The organism is Rhizobium azibense, assembly GCF_004342325.1.
GTDB classification, from domain to species: Bacteria; Pseudomonadota; Alphaproteobacteria; order Rhizobiales; family Rhizobiaceae; genus Rhizobium; species Rhizobium etli_B.
Genome location: NZ_SMBJ01000002.1, coordinates 532,287 through 548,526, shown reverse-complemented (window position 1 = coordinate 548,526; position 16,240 = coordinate 532,287). Strand labels below are relative to the sequence as shown.

General features: G+C 59.6%; 14 protein-coding genes. 10 read left to right on the top strand and 4 right to left on the bottom strand.

Translation table 11 applies throughout. The features are described from left to right. Positions 1-24 precede the first annotated feature (24 nt). Entirely contained in the window at positions 25-1,554 is a 1,530-nt protein-coding gene (locus EV130_RS06675; protein ID WP_132659703.1) for an FGGY-family carbohydrate kinase, read from the top strand. Between the two features lie 2 nt (positions 1,555-1,556). Continuing rightward, positions 1,557-3,176 (top strand): GMC family oxidoreductase, encoded by a 1,620-nt coding sequence (locus EV130_RS06670; RefSeq protein WP_132659856.1) that lies wholly within the window; start codon positions 1,557-1,559, stop codon positions 3,174-3,176. Between the two features lie 128 nt (positions 3,177-3,304). Here the strand turns inward: EV130_RS06670 and EV130_RS06665 are convergent, their stop codons facing one another. After that, positions 3,305-3,778: an Hsp20 family protein gene (locus EV130_RS06665; protein ID WP_074065098.1), complete on the bottom strand. Its 474-nt coding sequence runs from the start codon at positions 3,776-3,778 to the stop codon at positions 3,305-3,307. 996 nt (positions 3,779-4,774) lie between these two features. On the opposite strand from EV130_RS06665, the gene EV130_RS06660 reads away from it, so the two are divergent. From EV130_RS06660 to ligD (EV130_RS06645), 4 genes are all read left to right on the top strand, one after another. Further along, positions 4,775-4,969 (top strand): hypothetical protein, encoded by a 195-nt coding sequence (locus EV130_RS06660; protein WP_074065096.1) that lies wholly within the window; start codon positions 4,775-4,777, stop codon positions 4,967-4,969. 21 nt (positions 4,970-4,990) lie between these two features. Further along, positions 4,991-5,566, top strand: a complete 576-nt coding sequence (locus EV130_RS06655) for an alpha-ketoglutarate-dependent dioxygenase AlkB (RefSeq protein ID WP_074065095.1) — start codon at positions 4,991-4,993, stop codon at positions 5,564-5,566. 120 nt (positions 5,567-5,686) lie between these two features. Beyond that, positions 5,687-5,998 carry a DUF982 domain-containing protein gene (locus tag EV130_RS06650; RefSeq protein WP_074065094.1) on the top strand — a complete coding sequence of 104 codons (312 nt, stop codon included), beginning with the start codon at positions 5,687-5,689 and terminating at the stop codon, positions 5,996-5,998. A gap of 122 nt (positions 5,999-6,120) precedes the next feature. Continuing rightward, positions 6,121-8,760, top strand: a complete 2,640-nt coding sequence (gene ligD, locus EV130_RS06645; RefSeq protein ID WP_132659702.1) for a DNA ligase D — start codon at positions 6,121-6,123, stop codon at positions 8,758-8,760. A gap of 204 nt (positions 8,761-8,964) precedes the next feature. On the opposite strand, the gene ligD (EV130_RS06640) is transcribed toward ligD (EV130_RS06645), so the two are convergent. Genes ligD (EV130_RS06640) through ku (EV130_RS06630) form a run of 3 tightly spaced genes read right to left on the bottom strand, consistent with a single transcriptional unit; the run spans position 8,965 to position 11,749 of the window. Next, positions 8,965-10,011 carry a non-homologous end-joining DNA ligase gene (ligD, locus tag EV130_RS06640; RefSeq protein WP_132659700.1) on the bottom strand — a complete coding sequence of 349 codons (1,047 nt, stop codon included), beginning with the start codon at positions 10,009-10,011 and terminating at the stop codon, positions 8,965-8,967. Positions 10,012-10,015: 4 nt separating this feature from the next. Continuing rightward, complete coding sequence (gene ku, locus EV130_RS06635; protein WP_132551785.1) at positions 10,016-10,834, bottom strand: non-homologous end joining protein Ku; 819 nt, start codon at positions 10,832-10,834, stop codon at positions 10,016-10,018. Positions 10,835-10,849: 15 nt separating this feature from the next. Further along, positions 10,850-11,749, bottom strand: a complete 900-nt coding sequence (ku, locus tag EV130_RS06630; RefSeq protein WP_074065090.1) for a non-homologous end joining protein Ku — start codon at positions 11,747-11,749, stop codon at positions 10,850-10,852. A 581-nt stretch (positions 11,750-12,330) separates the two neighbouring features. Here ku (EV130_RS06630) and EV130_RS06625 point away from each other — a divergent pair. The 4 genes from EV130_RS06625 (at position 12,331) to EV130_RS06610 (ending at position 16,117) form a co-directional block, all read left to right on the top strand. Next, positions 12,331-12,747 carry a GFA family protein gene (locus tag EV130_RS06625; protein ID WP_074065089.1) on the top strand — a complete coding sequence of 139 codons (417 nt, stop codon included), beginning with the start codon at positions 12,331-12,333 and terminating at the stop codon, positions 12,745-12,747. 480 nt (positions 12,748-13,227) lie between these two features. Beyond that, positions 13,228-13,932 (top strand): carbonic anhydrase, encoded by a 705-nt coding sequence (locus tag EV130_RS06620; RefSeq protein WP_074065088.1) that lies wholly within the window; start codon positions 13,228-13,230, stop codon positions 13,930-13,932. A 4-nt stretch (positions 13,933-13,936) separates the two neighbouring features. After that, a complete protein-coding gene (locus tag EV130_RS06615; RefSeq protein ID WP_074065087.1) occupies positions 13,937-15,466 on the top strand; it encodes a SulP family inorganic anion transporter in 1,530 nt (509 codons plus the stop codon). Positions 15,467-15,691: 225 nt separating this feature from the next. Further along, positions 15,692-16,117, top strand: a complete 426-nt coding sequence (locus tag EV130_RS06610; protein ID WP_074065086.1) for a VOC family protein — start codon at positions 15,692-15,694, stop codon at positions 16,115-16,117. Positions 16,118-16,240: the final 123 nt, after the last annotated feature.

Sequence of the window (16,240 nt, the reverse complement as noted above, 5' to 3'; positions counted from 1 at the left end):
TAAGCGAACCTGGGAGGGTTGCGAATGGGAGACTATCTTTTGGGGATCGACGCCGGCAACACCGTCATCAAGGCGGTGATCTTCGACCGGACGGGCCAGGAACTGGCGCATGGCGCGCAGGAAGGCCACAGCAGCATGCCATATCCCGGCCATGTCGAGCGCGATCTCGACGAACTCTGGGCCAATGCCAAGCGCGTCATCCGCACCTGCCTCGACAAGGCGGGCATCGCCGCGACCGATATCGCCGCAATCGGTTGTGCCGGCCATGGCAACGGGCTTTATGCGCTCGACAGGAACGGCGAACCGCTCCTCGGCATCCAGTCGCTCGACACGCGGGCGACAAGCCTCGTCGAAGAATGGGCGACCGAAGGCGTAGGCGACCGGACCTATGAGATCGGCCGCCAACGCCCCTGGCCCTCGCAGACGCCAACGCTTCTTGCCTGGCTGAAGCGCCACAGGCCGGAGCTCTTCGAACGTATCGGCACGGTGTTCTTCTCCAAGGATTTCGTCGTCAACCGTCTGACGGGCCGTCGTGTCAGCGAGGTCTCGGACATGTCGGGCGCCGGCCTCCTCGATCTCGCCGCCCGCCGTTACGACCGTGCATTGATGGCTGCCTATGGGCTGGCCGACTGCATGAACCTCTTGCCGCCGCTCATCGAAAGCGCTGACATCGCTGGCACCGTGACGGAAGAGGTCGCAGCGCAGACCGGGCTTGCAGCCGGCACGCCAGTCATCGGCGGGTTGTTCGACGTCATCGCCTCAGCGCTCGGTTCGGGCGTCTCGCGCACCGGCAGTGCCTCGATCATCGCAGGCACGTGGAGCATCAACCAGGTGATCATCGATCGCCCCGCCCTCGACGGCCCGGTCTTCATGTCCTCGACCTTCGACCGCAGCCGCTACATGGCGATGGAAAACAGCGCGACCTCGGCCGCCAATCTCGAATGGCTGGTGCGCGAGTTCTTCGTGGGGGAATATCAGGATGGCCTATCGCCCTTCGACGGCTGCTGCGCTTTGGCGGCTGCGATCGAGCCGGCGCCCGACGATCCACTCTATCACCCCTATCTTTACGGTGCCCAGCAGGACGGACATGCGCGGGCGGGCTTTTATGGAGTTGCTGGCTGGCATGGCAAGGGGCACCTGGTTCGCGCCCTACTGGAAGGCGTCGCCTTCGGACATCGCCAGCACATCGAGACGATCCGCAAGGCGGGCGCCATCTTCGACGAGGCCGTCCTGTCGGGCGGCGGATCGCGCAGCCGCCTGTGGCCGCAGGTATTCGCCGACGTGCTGGATATGCCGGTTTCTGTCGCTGTCTCCAGGGAAACGGGCGCATTGGGCGCGGCGATTGCGGCAGGAACGGGCGTCGGCCTCTTTGCCAATTTCACGGAAGGGGCGAATGCCATGGTGCGGGTGGAACGGCACTACAGGCCGAACGATGCGCTGACGGCGCATTACAACAGGCGCTATGGGCTTTACAGGGACATTGCAGAAGCGATGACCCCACTCTGGCGGCGGCTTTCGGCAACCAAAGGCCAGGTGGCGGGAGCTGCGGCATGACCATGCATAGCACCGAAATGCCGGTGGACGAAGGCAGCTACGATTTCATCGTCGTCGGTGCCGGCTCGGCCGGATGCGTCCTGGCAAACCGCCTGTCGGCTGACCCGAAGAACCGGGTCCTGCTGCTCGAAGCCGGCGGCTCGGATCGCTACCACTGGGTTCATGTGCCGATAGGCTATCTCTATTGCATGGGCAACCCGCGCACCGACTGGATGATGAAGACGGCCGCGGAAGCCGGCCTCAACGGCCGCGCACTGAACTATCCGCGCGGCAAGCTGCTCGGGGGCTGCTCGTCGATCAACGGCATGATCTATATGCGCGGGCAAGCCGCAGACTACGACGGTTGGCGGCAGGCCGGCAATGTCGGGTGGGGCTGGGACGACGTCCTGCCCTATTTCTTGAAGTCAGAAGACAATTATCGTGGCAAGTCCGCGACGCACGGGGCCGGTGGTGAATGGCGCGTCGAGCGCCAGCGCCTCTCCTGGCCGATTCTTGACGCCTTTCGCGACGCGGCGGAAGAACTCGGCATTCCCAAGACCGGCGACTTCAACGGCGGTGACAACGAAGGCTCGGGTTATTTCGAGGTCAACCAACGCGGCGGCCTACGCTGGAACACAACAAAAGCCTTCTTGCGGCCGGCGATGAAACGCACGAATCTGCGCCTGCTCACAGGGGCCGAAACCGAGCGACTTGAATTCGACGGAAAGACAGTCACCGGCGTGCGCTTCCGGCATCGCGGCCGCCACTGCGTCGCTCGCGCATCCCGAGAAGTCGTGCTGTCGGCTGGCGCGATCAACTCTCCGAAGATCCTGGAATTGTCGGGCGTCGGCCGGCCGCAGGTGCTCTGCGCCAACGCCATTCCCGTCCATCACGACCTTCCGGGTGTAGGAGAGAACCTTCAGGACCATCTTCAGATCCGCACGGTCTTCAAGATTGAAGGCGCGCGCACACTGAACCAGCTCTATCACAGTCTCTTCAGCCGCGCCGGCATGGGCTTGCGATATGCCATCAGCCGGTCCGGTCCACTCTCCATGGCGCCGAGCCAGCTCGGTATCTTTGCCAAGAGTGATCCGGCCGTCGCGACGGCCGATCTCGAGTACCATGTCCAACCGCTTAGCACCGATCGGCTCGGCGAGCCGCTGCATCGCTATCCAGCCGTAACGGTGTCGGTCTGCAACCTGCGGCCCGAAAGCCGCGGCACGGTGCATGTGACGACGCGCGACGCGGCGCTGCCGCCGGAAATCCGCCCGAATTATCTTTCCACTGCCGGCGACCGGATTTTGGCGGCACGGTCCATCCGCCACGCGCGCAACCTTATGAAAGCGAAGGCGCTTGCGCGCTTCCGGCCGCAGGAAATGCTTCCCGGTGGGGAACACGACAGCGACGAGGATTTGATCCGCAGGGCAGGCGACATCGCGACGACCATCTTTCACCCGGTCGGCACGTGCAAGATGGGGCATGACACTTTGGCAGTGGTGGATCCGACGCTGAAGGTGCGCGGGATCGACAGGTTGCGCATCGCCGACGCTTCTGTCATGCCGACGATTGTCTCCGGCAACACGAACTCGCCAGTGATTATGATCGCGGAGAAGGCATCGGAAACCATTCTGAAGCAGCTTTGAGTCTCGAAGACGTGCTTGAGATGGCGCTTGGTGATCTCGCTTATCACCGGTGAGGTCACCGCGCTCGGTCCGCAGATCCAGGTGCCGGACGCTCGTCCGGCACCTGCCCCACAATGGTGAGATCGGGCTTAAGCGGCTGCCTCGGCCTCGATCTGATGCATATTGCCCTGACGAGGAGCCGTCTCGTCTGTGATTTCGATGCGGTGGGGCTTCATCTCCTCGGGGATTTCGCGTTTCAGATCGATCGTCAGCAGACCGTCGACAAGCTTAGCCGCCGTGACCTTGACATAGTCGGCAAGCTCGAAGCGTCGCTCGAACGCTTGGCTTGGAATGCCGCGGTGCAGGTACTGCTTCTCGTCTTCGTCAGCCTTCTCACTCGTCACGATCAGCATGTTCTGCTCGTGCGTTATGGTCAGCTCTTTTTCCGAGAATCCGGCCACCGCCATGACGATGCGATAGTCGTCCTCGCCGGACTTCACGATATCGTATGGAGGCCAGTTTTCGGCCGGCGCCATACGGTTCGCAGCCTCAAGCGCGTTCAGCATTCGGTCGAAGCCGACGCTTGACCGGAAGAGCGGAGAGAAATCAAACGTGCTTCTCATAGCCATATCCTCCTTCGAAGCAACATGGATACAAGGAAGCGCCAAGTCCACGACGTTCTTGACGCCTGCTTGACTCAGCCGGCCCCATCATTGGGCGACCGGGCTCTATGAATCTAATTCAAAGACGGTGGCATACAAGAGGAGGTGTGATTAATGTGTCGCAGAATTTATGGCGAGCTAGCTTGGTCGAAATCGAGCTGGCGGATATGACCTTGCCGCGCTGGCGGACCTCTTTTCCTTCGAGGTTCAGAGCCTGATCAGCCACCATGACTGATTACCGAACCCGCTCGTCGATGAGCTTAAACCCGAGAGTTGCCTCGTGCTTTTCTGGCCGCAGACCCGATGTCATGCACGCCGCAAGCTGCCCTGCCGGCGGTGATCCTGCAATCGCCAATGCGATGGCTCCGCGTTTTTCAAAAAGCGCCTGAAATACCGACTATGAGCGACTCTTTCATTGTGGAATATCGTCAACGCTGCACTTTCCGGTCGTTGTCGCACCACAAGAGGACATTGCCCGAAAGAGGGTCCGGCATTGCATTGCAAACGGCCACCTCTTATCTTTTGGCCATCAACCAGATAATCGCGCAGCGCGCGGCTTGCGTCATGATGACGTCGATAATCCGCGACTTAAGGGTCTGGCGAGATTTTCGCCCCTGTGCTGCCAGGGTACTCGATTGAATAAGACAAGCATTGCTGCGGCGCCTGCGGCCATGAAGCCGCGCGAGCGCGGTGAGGTCGTCGCTCGGGGCAACAACTGGAAGCCGCAGCCCTGCCTTCTCACGCGCAGTTAACTGGAACTCGGGCCTGAGATTGACCACAATGATAAGGAAAGAAGGAGATGCAGGTGATCGTCAGAGACAACAATGTCCACCAGCATCTTCGCAGGTGGAAAAAGAAGATGAACCTCGGCTATCGCCATATACCGATCGTCGTCCGTAGATGATCTTGGCCCCGGCGGCATATGGAGCCGGCAGCCCGCACCGTGAAAGGTCGAAGATGGAAGAACTGCGCAGCATAACAATCTCCAACGAGCGGCTGGACGATTGCCGCGATGTTGTCGAGCCTGATCTGCAGGATCTGATCCGCACCACCATTGCTTCCGGCTTCTCGGCCGAGGAGGTCCTGATTGCGATCAGCGAACTGGTGGCGGAAGATTTCGCCGCAGTCGTCAAAACGCCGTGTGTCCACTGACACGCCGGCGAGGAACTGATCATGAGCATTTCGCAGCAAGCGGACTTGTTTGGCCAAGCGCAGCCGCGACTGCCTGAGGGCTTTGGCTACCAACCAGCCGTCGTTCCGGAGACGATCCAGTCGGATCTGCTTCGCGAGATAAGGGAGTTGCCGTTAAAACCCTTTGATTTTCATGGGTTTGAGGGCAAGCGAAGGATCATTTCCTATGGCTGGAAGTATGACTTCGATACCGAACGGGTGAGGCGTATTGGCGAGGTCCCGTCGTTCCTTTTGCCCGTGCGCTCCCTTGCGGCAGCTTCCGCCGCTATCGAACCCGATCAATTGCAACAGGCGCTGATCACCGAATATGCGCCGGGCGCGCCGATCGGTTGGCATAGAGACAAAAAGGTGTTCGGCAGGGTCATCGGTGTCTCATTGCTGTCGCCATGTACTTTCAGGCTGCGGCGCCGCGCCGGCTCGAACTGGGAGCGTGTCTCGGTGATCGCCGAGCCGGGTTCTGTCTATCTGCTGTCGGGTGCCGCCCGGAGCGAATGGGAGCATTCCATCCCGCCTGTCGAGCAGCTTCGCTATTCCGTTACCTTCCGGGAGATCGGCTGACGAAATCGTGCAGGTTGCCGGTACGGTCGATGTTCTGGTTGGCCTTGCAATCTTGAACAGTCGCAGACGACTCCCAATATCAATTCGTCAGGATCATTGGTGGCATGAAAGGAGGAAAAGATGCCGCTCAACGATGTTCCATGGACTCGGCCGGTAAGGATCCGGCTGCAATGCGGTTTGGAGCGGACATTTACAGGCGCTTACGACGCGTTGGATTTTCTCGAGAACGAATGGCCACTGCGCCACGGAGAGCGCCATGAACGGGCCGTGAAGACATGCCGGGGTGCGCTCAACGGCACTATTGCCGCTGTGATCGCGCGCGAAGCATTTCTGGCCGCCTGTCACGAAGCGGGCATGCCTGCCGTCATGGTTCCGTTGAACAGAAAGCCGGCCATCCATCCGGTTCGGCCAGCACGTGTAGCCGTTGTCTAGGACATGGGCCAGCCTCGTCTTTGAAGAGGCGAGGCCTCCCGTGGCCCGATGATGAGCGCTATCATGGAACTTCCAGCTGCCAATCGGCATTCCGCTGTCGGACGCTGTTTTCGGGACCAACCATGGCCAATGACAAACTATCGACCTATCGGTCGAAGCGCGATTTTCAAAGGACGGCTGAGCCAAGCGGCGAAAAGCGCATTGCCGGCAGCAATCGTCCTCGTTTCGTCATCCAGAAGCACGACGCAACCCGTCTTCACTACGATCTGAGGCTTGAGCTCGATGGGGTTTTCAAGTCCTGGGCGGTCACCAAAGGCCCGTCTCTCGACCCTCATGACAAGCGGCTGGCGGTCGAGGTGGAGGACCATCCACTGGATTATGGCGATTTCGAAGGCACGATCCCGAAAGGCCAGTATGGCGGCGGTACTGTCATGCTGTGGGACCGCGGCTATTGGAAACCTGAAGGAAAGAAGAGCCCGAAGCAAGCTCTGGCAAAGGGCGACTTCAAATTCACCCTGGACGGCAAACGCCTGCATGGCGGCTTCGTGCTGGTGCGCATGGGTAACGATCGCGAACGTGGTAAGCGAACCAACTGGCTGCTGATCAAGCACCATGACGCGTTTTCGGTCGAGGACAATGGCGCGGCTATCCTGGAGGAGAATGACACCTCGGTCGCCTCCGGCCGAACAATGGAGATGATCGCAGCTGGCAAGGGGCGCAAGCCAAAACCATTCATGGTCGCAGGAGGCGACGTCCAGGCTGATGCAGTCTGGGACAGCCATCGAGGGCTGGCCGCCGAAGAGCGAAAATCAGATGTACGGGCCGGCAAGGGGTCCGTCACGCCTGTCGACCTGCCTGATTTCATCGCGCCACAGCTCTGTCAGACCCTGGAGCGCCCCCCCGTGGGCAAGGGCTGGATCCACGAAATCAAGTTCGACGGTTATCGGATCCAGATGCGGGTGCTGGACGGCGAGGCGACATTGAAGACCCGCAAGGGCCTCGACTGGACGGACAAGTATCGCGAAATAGGCAAGGCGGCATCTTCTCTGCCCGATTCGATTATCGATGGTGAGATCTGCGCCCTTGACGCGAATGGGGCGCCCGATTTCGCCGCTCTCCAAGCGGCGCTTTCGCAAGGCAGAACAGGCGATCTCGTCTATTTCGCATTCGATCTTCTCTATGACGGCGGTGAGGATTTGCGATCTCTTTCGGTTGTGGATCGAAAGGCGCGGTTGCAGAGCCTGCTGACTGAGGCAGGAGACAGTTCCCGCATCCGGTTTGTCGAGCATTTCGAAACGGACGGCGACGCGGTCCTCAGGTCCGCCTGCAAGCTGTCGCTGGAAGGCATCATCTCGAAACAGGTGGACGCTCCGTACCAATCCGGCCGGACCGAAACCTGGGCCAAATCCAAATGTAGGGCCGGCCATGAGGTCGTTCTGGGGGCTTATGCCAAGGCGAATGGCAAGTTCAAATCCTTGCTGGTCGGCGTCTACCACGGCGACCATTTCGTCTATGTCGGCCGTGTCGGTACCGGATACGGCGCCAAGCAACTGGAAACGCTGCTTCCGAAGTTGAAGGCGCTCGAGACGACGAAATCGCCCTTTACTGGCATCGGCGCGCCGAAGAAGGCGGCGGAGGTCACTTGGCTGAAGCCCGAGCTGGTGGCGGAAATCGAATTCGCAGGCTGGACTGCCGACGGTCTTGTCCGCCAGGCTGCCTTTAAGGGGCTGCGCGACGACAAACCGGCCAAGGAAATCGAAGCCGAACGGCCGGCCAAGCCATCAAAAGCCGAGGTGCCTCGGCCGGCGTTGGCTCCGGAGTCGAGGTCGACGCGGCGCAAGGGCGTCAAGGCCGATGTGATGGGCGTGCTGATTTCCAACCCGGACAAGCCGCTATGGCCGGATGGAGATGACGGGGGCCCCATCACAAAGGAAGAGCTGGCCCGCTATTACGAAGCCGTCGGCTCCTGGATGATCGACCATCTCAAGGGACGGCCCTGCTCCATTATCCGCGCACCCGACGGGATCGGCGGCGAGCAGTTTTTCCAGCGACATGCCATGCCGGGCACCTCGAGCCTCCTCGAACTGGTCAAGGTCTTCGGTGACAAGAAGCCTTATCTGCAGATCGACCGGATCGAGGGTTTGGCCGCCGTCGCTCAGATTGGTGCTGTCGAACTGCATCCTTGGAATTGCGAGCCGCATCAGCCGGAAGTGCCGGGGCGGCTCGTCTTCGACCTCGATCCTGGTCCTAACGTCCCCTTTTCCACAGTCGTTTCAGCAGCCCGAGACATGCGCGACAGGCTTGAGGAACTCGGCTTGATCAGTTTCTGTAAGACAACTGGCGGCAAGGGCCTTCATGTGGTCACTCCGCTTGCCATCAACAAACGCAAGCCGCTCTCTTGGCCGGAGGCGAAAGGGTTTGCACATGCCGTGTGCCAGCAGATGGCGCGCGACAATCCCGAGCTCTACCTGATCAAGATGACCAAGAGCTTGAGGAACGGCCGGATATTCCTCGACTATCTGCGCAATGACCGCATGGCGACGGCTGTTGCACCATTGTCACCACGAGCCCGGCCGGGCGCCACCGTATCGATGCCGCTGACATGGACGCAGGTTAAATCCGACCTCGATCCGAAGCGATTCACGGTCAGGACCGTGCCGGTTCTTCTAGCAAAGACATCGGCTTGGCAGGGCTATTGTGATGGTCAGCGGCCCCTGGAGCAGGCGATAAAACGTTTGGGCAAGACAAGAGCCGCCGCTTGAGCGGCATCTGGTCACTCTGCCGAAGATCGCATAGACGGCATGCTTGAGTTGCCGTCATGTTAAAGCGCACGACGGCTGGCTTACGCCATAGCAGATGCATGCTGGCGCGCCGTGCAAGCCAATATTCCAGCTCGCGCTCGAGAAGGGACTTTTCCACATCACTGACATGCCCAAGCCGGTCATCTCGGCGCCGACGGTGGCAGGTCAATCCATCACATCGAAAACGGCCGCGTTGTCCTGAACCTCCCGAAGCCCCTTGTAGGAAGCGTGGCGCAGATAGCGGTCATCTGTCCAGCCGCGAAACTCGATTTCGGCGATCAGTGTCGGCTGCACGAAGACGAAGCGCTTGCCTTTAAGCGGAACCACCGGCTTGTCCGTTTTCAGCTGATCGAGGGTCTTTTTCAAATCCTCGGCACCGCTCCTGGTGAAACCGGTCCCGACCGAGCCGACATAAACCCATTGGAAGCCCTTCTTGCCGGCCAATAGAAGACTGCCAATGCCGCCGCGGGCCGATCCCGATTGTTCGTAGCCGACAATCATGAAGCTCTCACTCTGGACGCACTTGATCTTCAGCCAGTCGCCGGTCCGGCCGCTGCGGTAGGGCCGATTGCGATGCTTTGCTATGATCCCTTCCAGGCCGACCTGGCATGCGTGCGCAAGGAGATCGTCGGCCGGCAGTTCTATCGCTTTTGAAAGGCGGATCGTCCCATTGCCGCTTTGTGGTACCAGGTCCTCAAGAAGCTGCCGGCGCACGGAAAGCTCGGTGCGGGTTAGATCGTGTCCGTCGAGGTAGAGAAGATCGAAGGCGTAGAGGACGGACTCGCTTGAGATCCGTTTGCCGCCCCGACCTCCGAGCGAACGCTGCAAGGCGCCGAAGTCCGACCGGCCCTCGGCGTCGAGAACAACGGCCTCGCCATCGAGAATGGCCGTCGTCACCCCAAGGCGCTTTGCCGCCGCGGCGATCGAGGGAAATCGCAGGGTCCAGTCATGGCCGCCGCGGGTAACGATGCTTACGCTCTCTTGTTCGATATGGATCGCGAGCCGGTAACCATCCCACTTCACTTCGTAAAGCCAATCGGGTCCCAGCGGAACAGTTGTCTTCAGCAGCGCCAGACAGGGTTCCACGCGCTGCGGCATCGGATCGAAAGGCAGGTTCGGCTGCTCAGGGTCGCGTTTGCGGATCGGACGCGACTGGAGAGTCGAATGCGACACGTCGAGCAATGGCAACGAGGACCGGCGGGGGCTCCTCATGAGGCTAATGCCTCCCTGAGCGATTTTCCGCTTCGACCGACTTTCTCAAGGCATCCATGATATTGATGACGTTGTTGGGCGCCGGCTCTTCCTTGTTCTTGCCTTTCGCCTTTGTCCTGGCGGGCGCCTTCATCAACTTCTTCTTCGCCTCGATGATGTCGAGGAGCCTGTTCTGGACAGGGTCGGAGGCCATCTTCGGGTTCCAGTGTTGTGTCTGCTTTTTGATGAGTTGCTGGACAAGGGGCATCAATTCATTGTCGGCCGTCTCGTCGTCAATCCTTTCGAAATAGGGTTGGGGGTCGCGCACCTCATCCCCATAACGCAATGTCCAGAGCACGATGCCCTTGCCGCGCGGCTCAAGCATGACAGCGCGTTCCCGCCGGGAGATCACAAGTCTGGAAATACCGACCATGTTCTCGGCCGCCATGGCATCGCGAATGACAGAGAACGCTTCCTGCCCGACAGGATCGTCGGGAGACAGGTAGTAAGGCGTATCGAGCCAGATCCAGTCAACGCTATCGCGCGGCGTGAATACCTCGATGTCTATCGTTTTTGTACTTTCGAGTGCAACATTTTCGAGCTCCTCGTCTTCGAGGATGACATAGTCGTGCTCGCCTGTTTGGTAACCTTTGACTTCGTCTTCGTCGTTTACCTCTTTGCCAGTGACGGCATCGACATAGTGGCTCACGACACGATTTTGGGTTTGCCGGTTCAGCGTATGGAAGCGCACCTTTTCATTTTCCGACGTAGCCGGCATCATCTGTACCGGGCAGGTAACCAGCGAAAGCTTCAGATAGCCTTTCCAGTGGGGGCGGAGAGCCATGGTGTTCCTCTTCAATCAGCCAGCGCGGCGCTGGTGGCCGCCACCAGTGCTGGGAGCTTTGGATGCGGCGGCCGGATTGGCTTTTTGTCGGCCTTTACCGGCGTTGGCGTTGGCCGCGGTGCGTTTGCTCTTGGCGGGAGTGGACATTCCGGCACTTTCACGTAGGGCCTGCAGAAGATCGCTCGGTCTGGATGCTGTGGGTGCCTTCTTCTTCGGCAGCGTTCGGCCCTCCATCTTTGCTTTGACGAGCTCGGCCACCGCCTCCTCGTAGCGGTCGTCGAACCGTTTCGGGTCGAACTCGCCCTTCTTGGTGTTGATGATGTGCTTTGCCAGCTCCAGCATCTCGCCTTCAATCTTCAGGTCGGGCATTTCCTCGAACGCTTTTTCCGATGAACGCACCTCGTAGTCGTAATTCAACGTCGATCCAATCAGACCCTTGCCGTGTGGTCGGATAAGGAGAGTGCGAAGGCGCCGGAACAGGACGGTGCGCGCGATCGCGGCGACTTTGGCCCTCTTCATGCCGTCGCGCAGGAGCTTGTAGGCGTCGCTGCCTGTCTTGTCGGGCGCGAGATAATACGGTTTGTCGAAATAGACGTCGTCGACCTCGGTGCAAGGAACGAATGCCTCGACCTTGAGAGTCTTGTCGCTATCTGGAACGGCCGCCGCGACCTCTTCGGGTTCGAGGACAACAAAACGCCCATCCTCGATCTCGAAACCCTTCACCTGCGCCTCGCGCTCCACCGGGTCGCCGGTTTCGCTATCCACGAATTCGCGGCGGACGCGATTGCCCGTCTTGCGGTTCAAGGTATTGAAGGCGATCCGCTCGGAGGACGAGGCAGCCGTGTAAAGCGCCACTGGAAACGCAACTTCACCGAACTTGATGTAGCCCTTCCAATTCGCTCGCGGGGTAACCATTTACGCGGACTCCTGACTCCAATCATCGCGAATCAACTGAATCACTGATCGATTGTTCCGATTCGAATTGAATCGAATTTCAATGACTTAGCCTTGCGCCGCCGCTCGTTTTCCGAACCGGTGCCATGGTCTTGATTCGATGCCTCTTTTTGTCCCGGCGTGCAGTCGAACTGACGGATGAACGCCATGACCAAGCCCGAACCAGTCGGCGCAGGCAGCGACGAACGCTATGTCCGCCGCAATGAAATGGCGTAGTTCAGGAAAGCCACGGCGTCGCCGGCTCGTCCTGCCGATCGCCACCGAACGGCGAAAATCAAAGCGAAGCCTGGGGCTTGCGCCGGGGCGATTGGAAGGTCAAGCACTGACCAGGCTTGCGGACGGGAGGGATGTCATTGAATGTGGCTTCGACCGCTTCCCAGATCATCACGGATTGCCCACCATCATACGGCTAATTGCATCCGGCTCCAGTGCTGAGAACGAAATTTCAAGCGAGAAATTCGCCAGCGGTCAAGGAAAGATGGCTATTTCGTGTTATAGGACGCAATCGGTGAGGTGATGCAAAGCTCTGGGAGGGAGTACAAATGGTGGAAGCCGTCTCCAACAGCCGACTAACTGGCGGTTGCCGTTGCGGTGCCGTTCGATATGAAACGGATCGACCTGTTCATGCCGCGGTCTGCCACTGCGAGGACTGTCGCCGGTCCTCTGGTGCGCCGATGGTCGGCTGGATGGGGGTAGAGGCCGGCGGCTTCCGAATTACCAAAGGCGAACCTCGCGTCTGGTCATCCAACGGCCAAGCGCACCGACATTTCTGCGCAACATGCGGGACAGGCCTTAGCTATGTGAACGAAACCCTTATTCCCGGAATCGTTGACGTGCAAATTGCCACCCTCGACGACCCAACGATGGTTGCCCCTGACATTCAGGTGCAGGTTGCCGAGCGCTTGCCTTGGTCCACGCACATCCACGCGCTTCCAATGTTCGACCGCTATCCGGATTGACGCGGGCGAAGGAAGAACCCGCGCAACCATGCCAAATCAAAGCTGCGAAAGAGGCCAATAATGGTCTTCTGATCTCGGTTCTCCGGATGAAGGTTCCAATGACGGGAGGAGGCCATCGGATTCGTGCAAAGGCGGCGACATCACATGCGGCAGAACCGCCCTCTCGACCCATTTTGCCCATTGAAGGCTCCTGAATAGGTGCGGATGCTTGCCGCTCAAGCGGGACAGCATCACCCTGGAGGCAGCTGCGAATCGACGGCGAGTTCGGCGGCGCCACCCCGTGTGAAGTCGTGGATAGACAGAGACAAACAGCCAAATCACGTCTCGTTCAAAAAATGTTGCGATGCAATATGCTGCGAGACTCTTCTTTTGATCTCTTCCTGCCCTTTATTGTGCAACTGCGAACAGGTCGCTTCTGCAACCCGCCGGATGAGAGACATCCTCACAGTCTGACGTCCGGCCAGAAAGAGGATCCGATAGATGGGTGATTTCCTGAAAGGTATCTCCAGTTTTCGTGGCGCCGTATTTCCGAATCATTCGGCGCTTTACCGCAAGCTGGCGCGCGAAGGCCAGCAGCCACATGCCCTGATGATATCTTGTGCCGACAGCCGCGTGATGCCGGAAACGATAACCCAATCCGGGCCTGGCGATCTCTTCGTCTGCCGCAATGCCGGCAATATCGTTCCCCCCTTTTCGACCCTCAATGGCGGCGTTTCTTCCGCAATCGAATATGCCATCCTGGCGCTCGGCGTCAGCGACATTGTTGTCTGCGGTCACTCCGATTGCGGGGCGATGAAAGGGTTGTGCCACCCGCAGATGCTGGATCCGATGCCGAATGTCGCGGCCTGGCTGCGGCACAGCCATGCGGCTTATTCGATTGTTTGCCAAGCTTATCCCGACGATCTCTCCGAAACCGATCGCGTGCGCGCAGTGGCAATGGAAAACGTCGTCGTGCAGCTCGACCATTTAAAGACCCATCCGTCGGTGGCTGCGAAACTTGCGACCAACGAGATCACGCTGCACGGATGGTTCTTCGACATCGGAACAGGCGAGGTCCAAGTCTATGACGGGACTTTGGCGACCTTTACCGATGTGCGGGATGGCGAGCCGCTGCCGGTCGCCATCACAGGACGAGACCACCCGCATGTCATGCCGCGGGTTGCCGCAACCCTTGCCGGGGAGTAGTGCCATGATAAACAACGGCTCTGCATTTTCGCGCGACCTCGCTTCGTCTCTGGTGGTTTTTCTTGTCGCCATTCCGCTTTGCCTGGGAATTGCGATCGCCTCCGGGGTACCAGCGGCCATGGGGCTTATCTCCGGTATCATTGGAGGCCTCGTCGTCGGCCTGCTGGCAGGCTCGCCTCTTCAGGTCTCCGGGCCTGCCGCCGGTCTTGCTGTCATCGTCTTCGGCTTCGTCGAACAGTATGGCGTTGCCATGCTCGGTCCCGTGCTCATCGTTGTCGGTTTCCTGCAGATCATGGCGGGTTTCCTCAGGATCGGCTCCTGGTTCAGAGCGATTTCGCCGGCCGTTGTTCATGGCATGTTGGCCGGCATCGGCATTTTGATCATCCTCGGGCAGGTCCATGTGCTCATGGATGCCAAGCCTGCCGCAGGCGGCATCGAGAATGTCACCGCGATAAACGAGAGTGTCGGTAGACTGTGGGGTGCCAGCGTGACCAACGAGGCCGTAGCGCTGCTGGTCGGTCTTATCGCTCTGCTCGCCATGGTCTGCTGGGAACAGTTCCGGCCCAAATGGCTGGCGCTGGTTCCGGGGGCGCTTGTCGGGGTTGCTGCCGCCACGGTCTTGACGACAACACTTGAACTGCCGATCGCCCGTGTGGAAGTGCCTGTTTCGCTGGCAGAGAGCATATCGCTACCGAAGACCGAGGATTTTGCCCGGCTCGTGCAACCGGGCATTATCTTGACGACCCTGATGATTGCCATCATTGCCAGCGCCGAAACGCTTCTTTCGGCCGCAGCAGTCGACCGCATGCATGACGGGCAACGCACGCGTTTCAACAAGGAACTGTTCGCCCAAGGCGTCGGTAACGGGCTTTGCGGATTGCTCGGGGCATTGCCTATCACCGGTGTCATCGTCCGTTCATCGGCCAATATACAGGCTGGGGCTCGCACGCGGACCTCGGCAGTGCTGCATGGCGTATGGATCCTGGGCCTGGTTGCACTTTTGCCGGGCTTGCTGGAAATGGTACCGTTGACGGCGCTCGCCGCCGTGCTGCTCGTCACCGGCTGGCGGCTGATCAGCCTTCACCATGTACGCCACCTGTTCGAACACCATGGCCTCTTGCCGGTTGGAATCTGGGCCGTCACGGTGGCCATGGTCGTCCTGCAGGACCTGCTGGTCGGGGTGGCGCTCGGCCTTGCGCTGTCGATCCTCGAAATTCTACCCTATCTGCGGCGAAAGCTCGCAATCAGGCATTCCGAGGTCGACGATGAAATTCATGTCCGGCTGGGCGGAGCGGTTACCTGCAAGGACGTGCCGGCGCTGCTGAGCACGCTCGAAGCGCTGCCCGAAGGCCGCAAAGTCAATATCATCGGCAAACACCTGATTTACATGGATCATACCAGCGCGGAGACCATCAGCGAATGGCTCAGGCGCGAGACGAAATCGGGCAGAACCGTGGCGATTCATCCTCCTCAGGCGGCGCGTCATCCCCGCCTGAAGCCGCTGTTTGCGCGTTTCTCTGCCGAAGCGGCCTGACGTTTGCGGGAGGGCAGTTCTTCCCTTGCCCTCCCGTCTGACGCCCGTTTCACCGAAACGGCAGCCTGAAACAAACCTGCCAACATGGCGGGAACTGGAGAACGCTCCATATAAGGGCGCGACAGTTGCATTTACGGAAATGGCTTCAGCAATTGATGAATTGCCGCAGAAATGAGCCCCGTCGATTTCGGATGGGACGGAGCTCAATGACACGGAGGAATGTCCATGAAACCGCGAATTTCTGTCTTGACGCTGGGTGTCGCTGATCTTGACCGGTCGCTTGTGTTTTATCGGGACGGCCTGAAACTGCCTACTCAAGGCATCGTCGGCCGTGAGTTCGAGCATGGCGCCGTGGCGTTCTTTGAGCTTTCGAGCGGCTTAAAGCTTGCGATCTGGGATCGGGATGACCTGGCTCACGATAGCGGTCTGGCGAAAGCGCAGGCGAGCAGCGCTTCGTTTTCGATCGGCCACAACGTCTCGCATCGACACGAAGTTGACGAGGTCATGGAACAAGCCCGGCTTGCGGGAGCAGACATCGTAAAGCCCGCTGAGGAGACGTTCTACGGTGGATACGCTGGATATTTTACTGATCCGGACGGCCACCTTTGGGAAGTTGTGTGGAATCCGGCCAATCTGCCACCGCAGGATTGAGTTGATTTGATGTCCGCTACGGCGAACGGAACGGATGACACATCCTGCCCAAAGCGCGGATGCATCTAGCCCCTCACTTTGCTTGCCGCGCTGGGCGATGCTGCCTTCAAATTCGTGACGCCG

Bases quoted from the DNA above. Each gene is read 5' to 3' on its own strand.
- EV130_RS06610 (WP_074065086.1), top strand. From the start codon at position 15,692: ATGAAACCGCGAATTTCTGTCTTGACGCTGGGTGTCGCTGATCTTGAC.
- EV130_RS06620 (WP_074065088.1), top strand. From the start codon at position 13,228: ATGGGTGATTTCCTGAAAGGTATCTCCAGTTTTCGTGGCGCCGTATTT.
- EV130_RS06655 (WP_074065095.1), top strand. From the start codon at position 4,991: ATGAGCATTTCGCAGCAAGCGGACTTGTTTGGCCAAGCGCAGCCGCGA.
- EV130_RS06660 (WP_074065096.1), top strand. From the start codon at position 4,775: ATGGAAGAACTGCGCAGCATAACAATCTCCAACGAGCGGCTGGACGAT.
- ligD (WP_132659702.1), top strand. From the start codon at position 6,121: ATGGCCAATGACAAACTATCGACCTATCGGTCGAAGCGCGATTTTCAA.
- EV130_RS06615 (WP_074065087.1), top strand. From the start codon at position 13,937: ATGATAAACAACGGCTCTGCATTTTCGCGCGACCTCGCTTCGTCTCTG.
- EV130_RS06670 (WP_132659856.1), top strand. From the start codon at position 1,557: ATGCATAGCACCGAAATGCCGGTGGACGAAGGCAGCTACGATTTCATC.
- EV130_RS06650 (WP_074065094.1), top strand. From the start codon at position 5,687: ATGCCGCTCAACGATGTTCCATGGACTCGGCCGGTAAGGATCCGGCTG.
- EV130_RS06675 (WP_132659703.1), top strand. From the start codon at position 25: ATGGGAGACTATCTTTTGGGGATCGACGCCGGCAACACCGTCATCAAG.
- ku (WP_132551785.1), bottom strand. From the start codon at position 10,834: ATGGCTCTCCGCCCCCACTGGAAAGGCTATCTGAAGCTTTCGCTGGTT.
- ku (WP_074065090.1), bottom strand. From the start codon at position 11,749: ATGGTTACCCCGCGAGCGAATTGGAAGGGCTACATCAAGTTCGGTGAA.
- EV130_RS06625 (WP_074065089.1), top strand. From the start codon at position 12,331: ATGGTGGAAGCCGTCTCCAACAGCCGACTAACTGGCGGTTGCCGTTGC.
- EV130_RS06665 (WP_074065098.1), bottom strand. From the start codon at position 3,778: ATGAGAAGCACGTTTGATTTCTCTCCGCTCTTCCGGTCAAGCGTCGGC.
- ligD (WP_132659700.1), bottom strand. From the start codon at position 10,011: ATGAGGAGCCCCCGCCGGTCCTCGTTGCCATTGCTCGACGTGTCGCAT.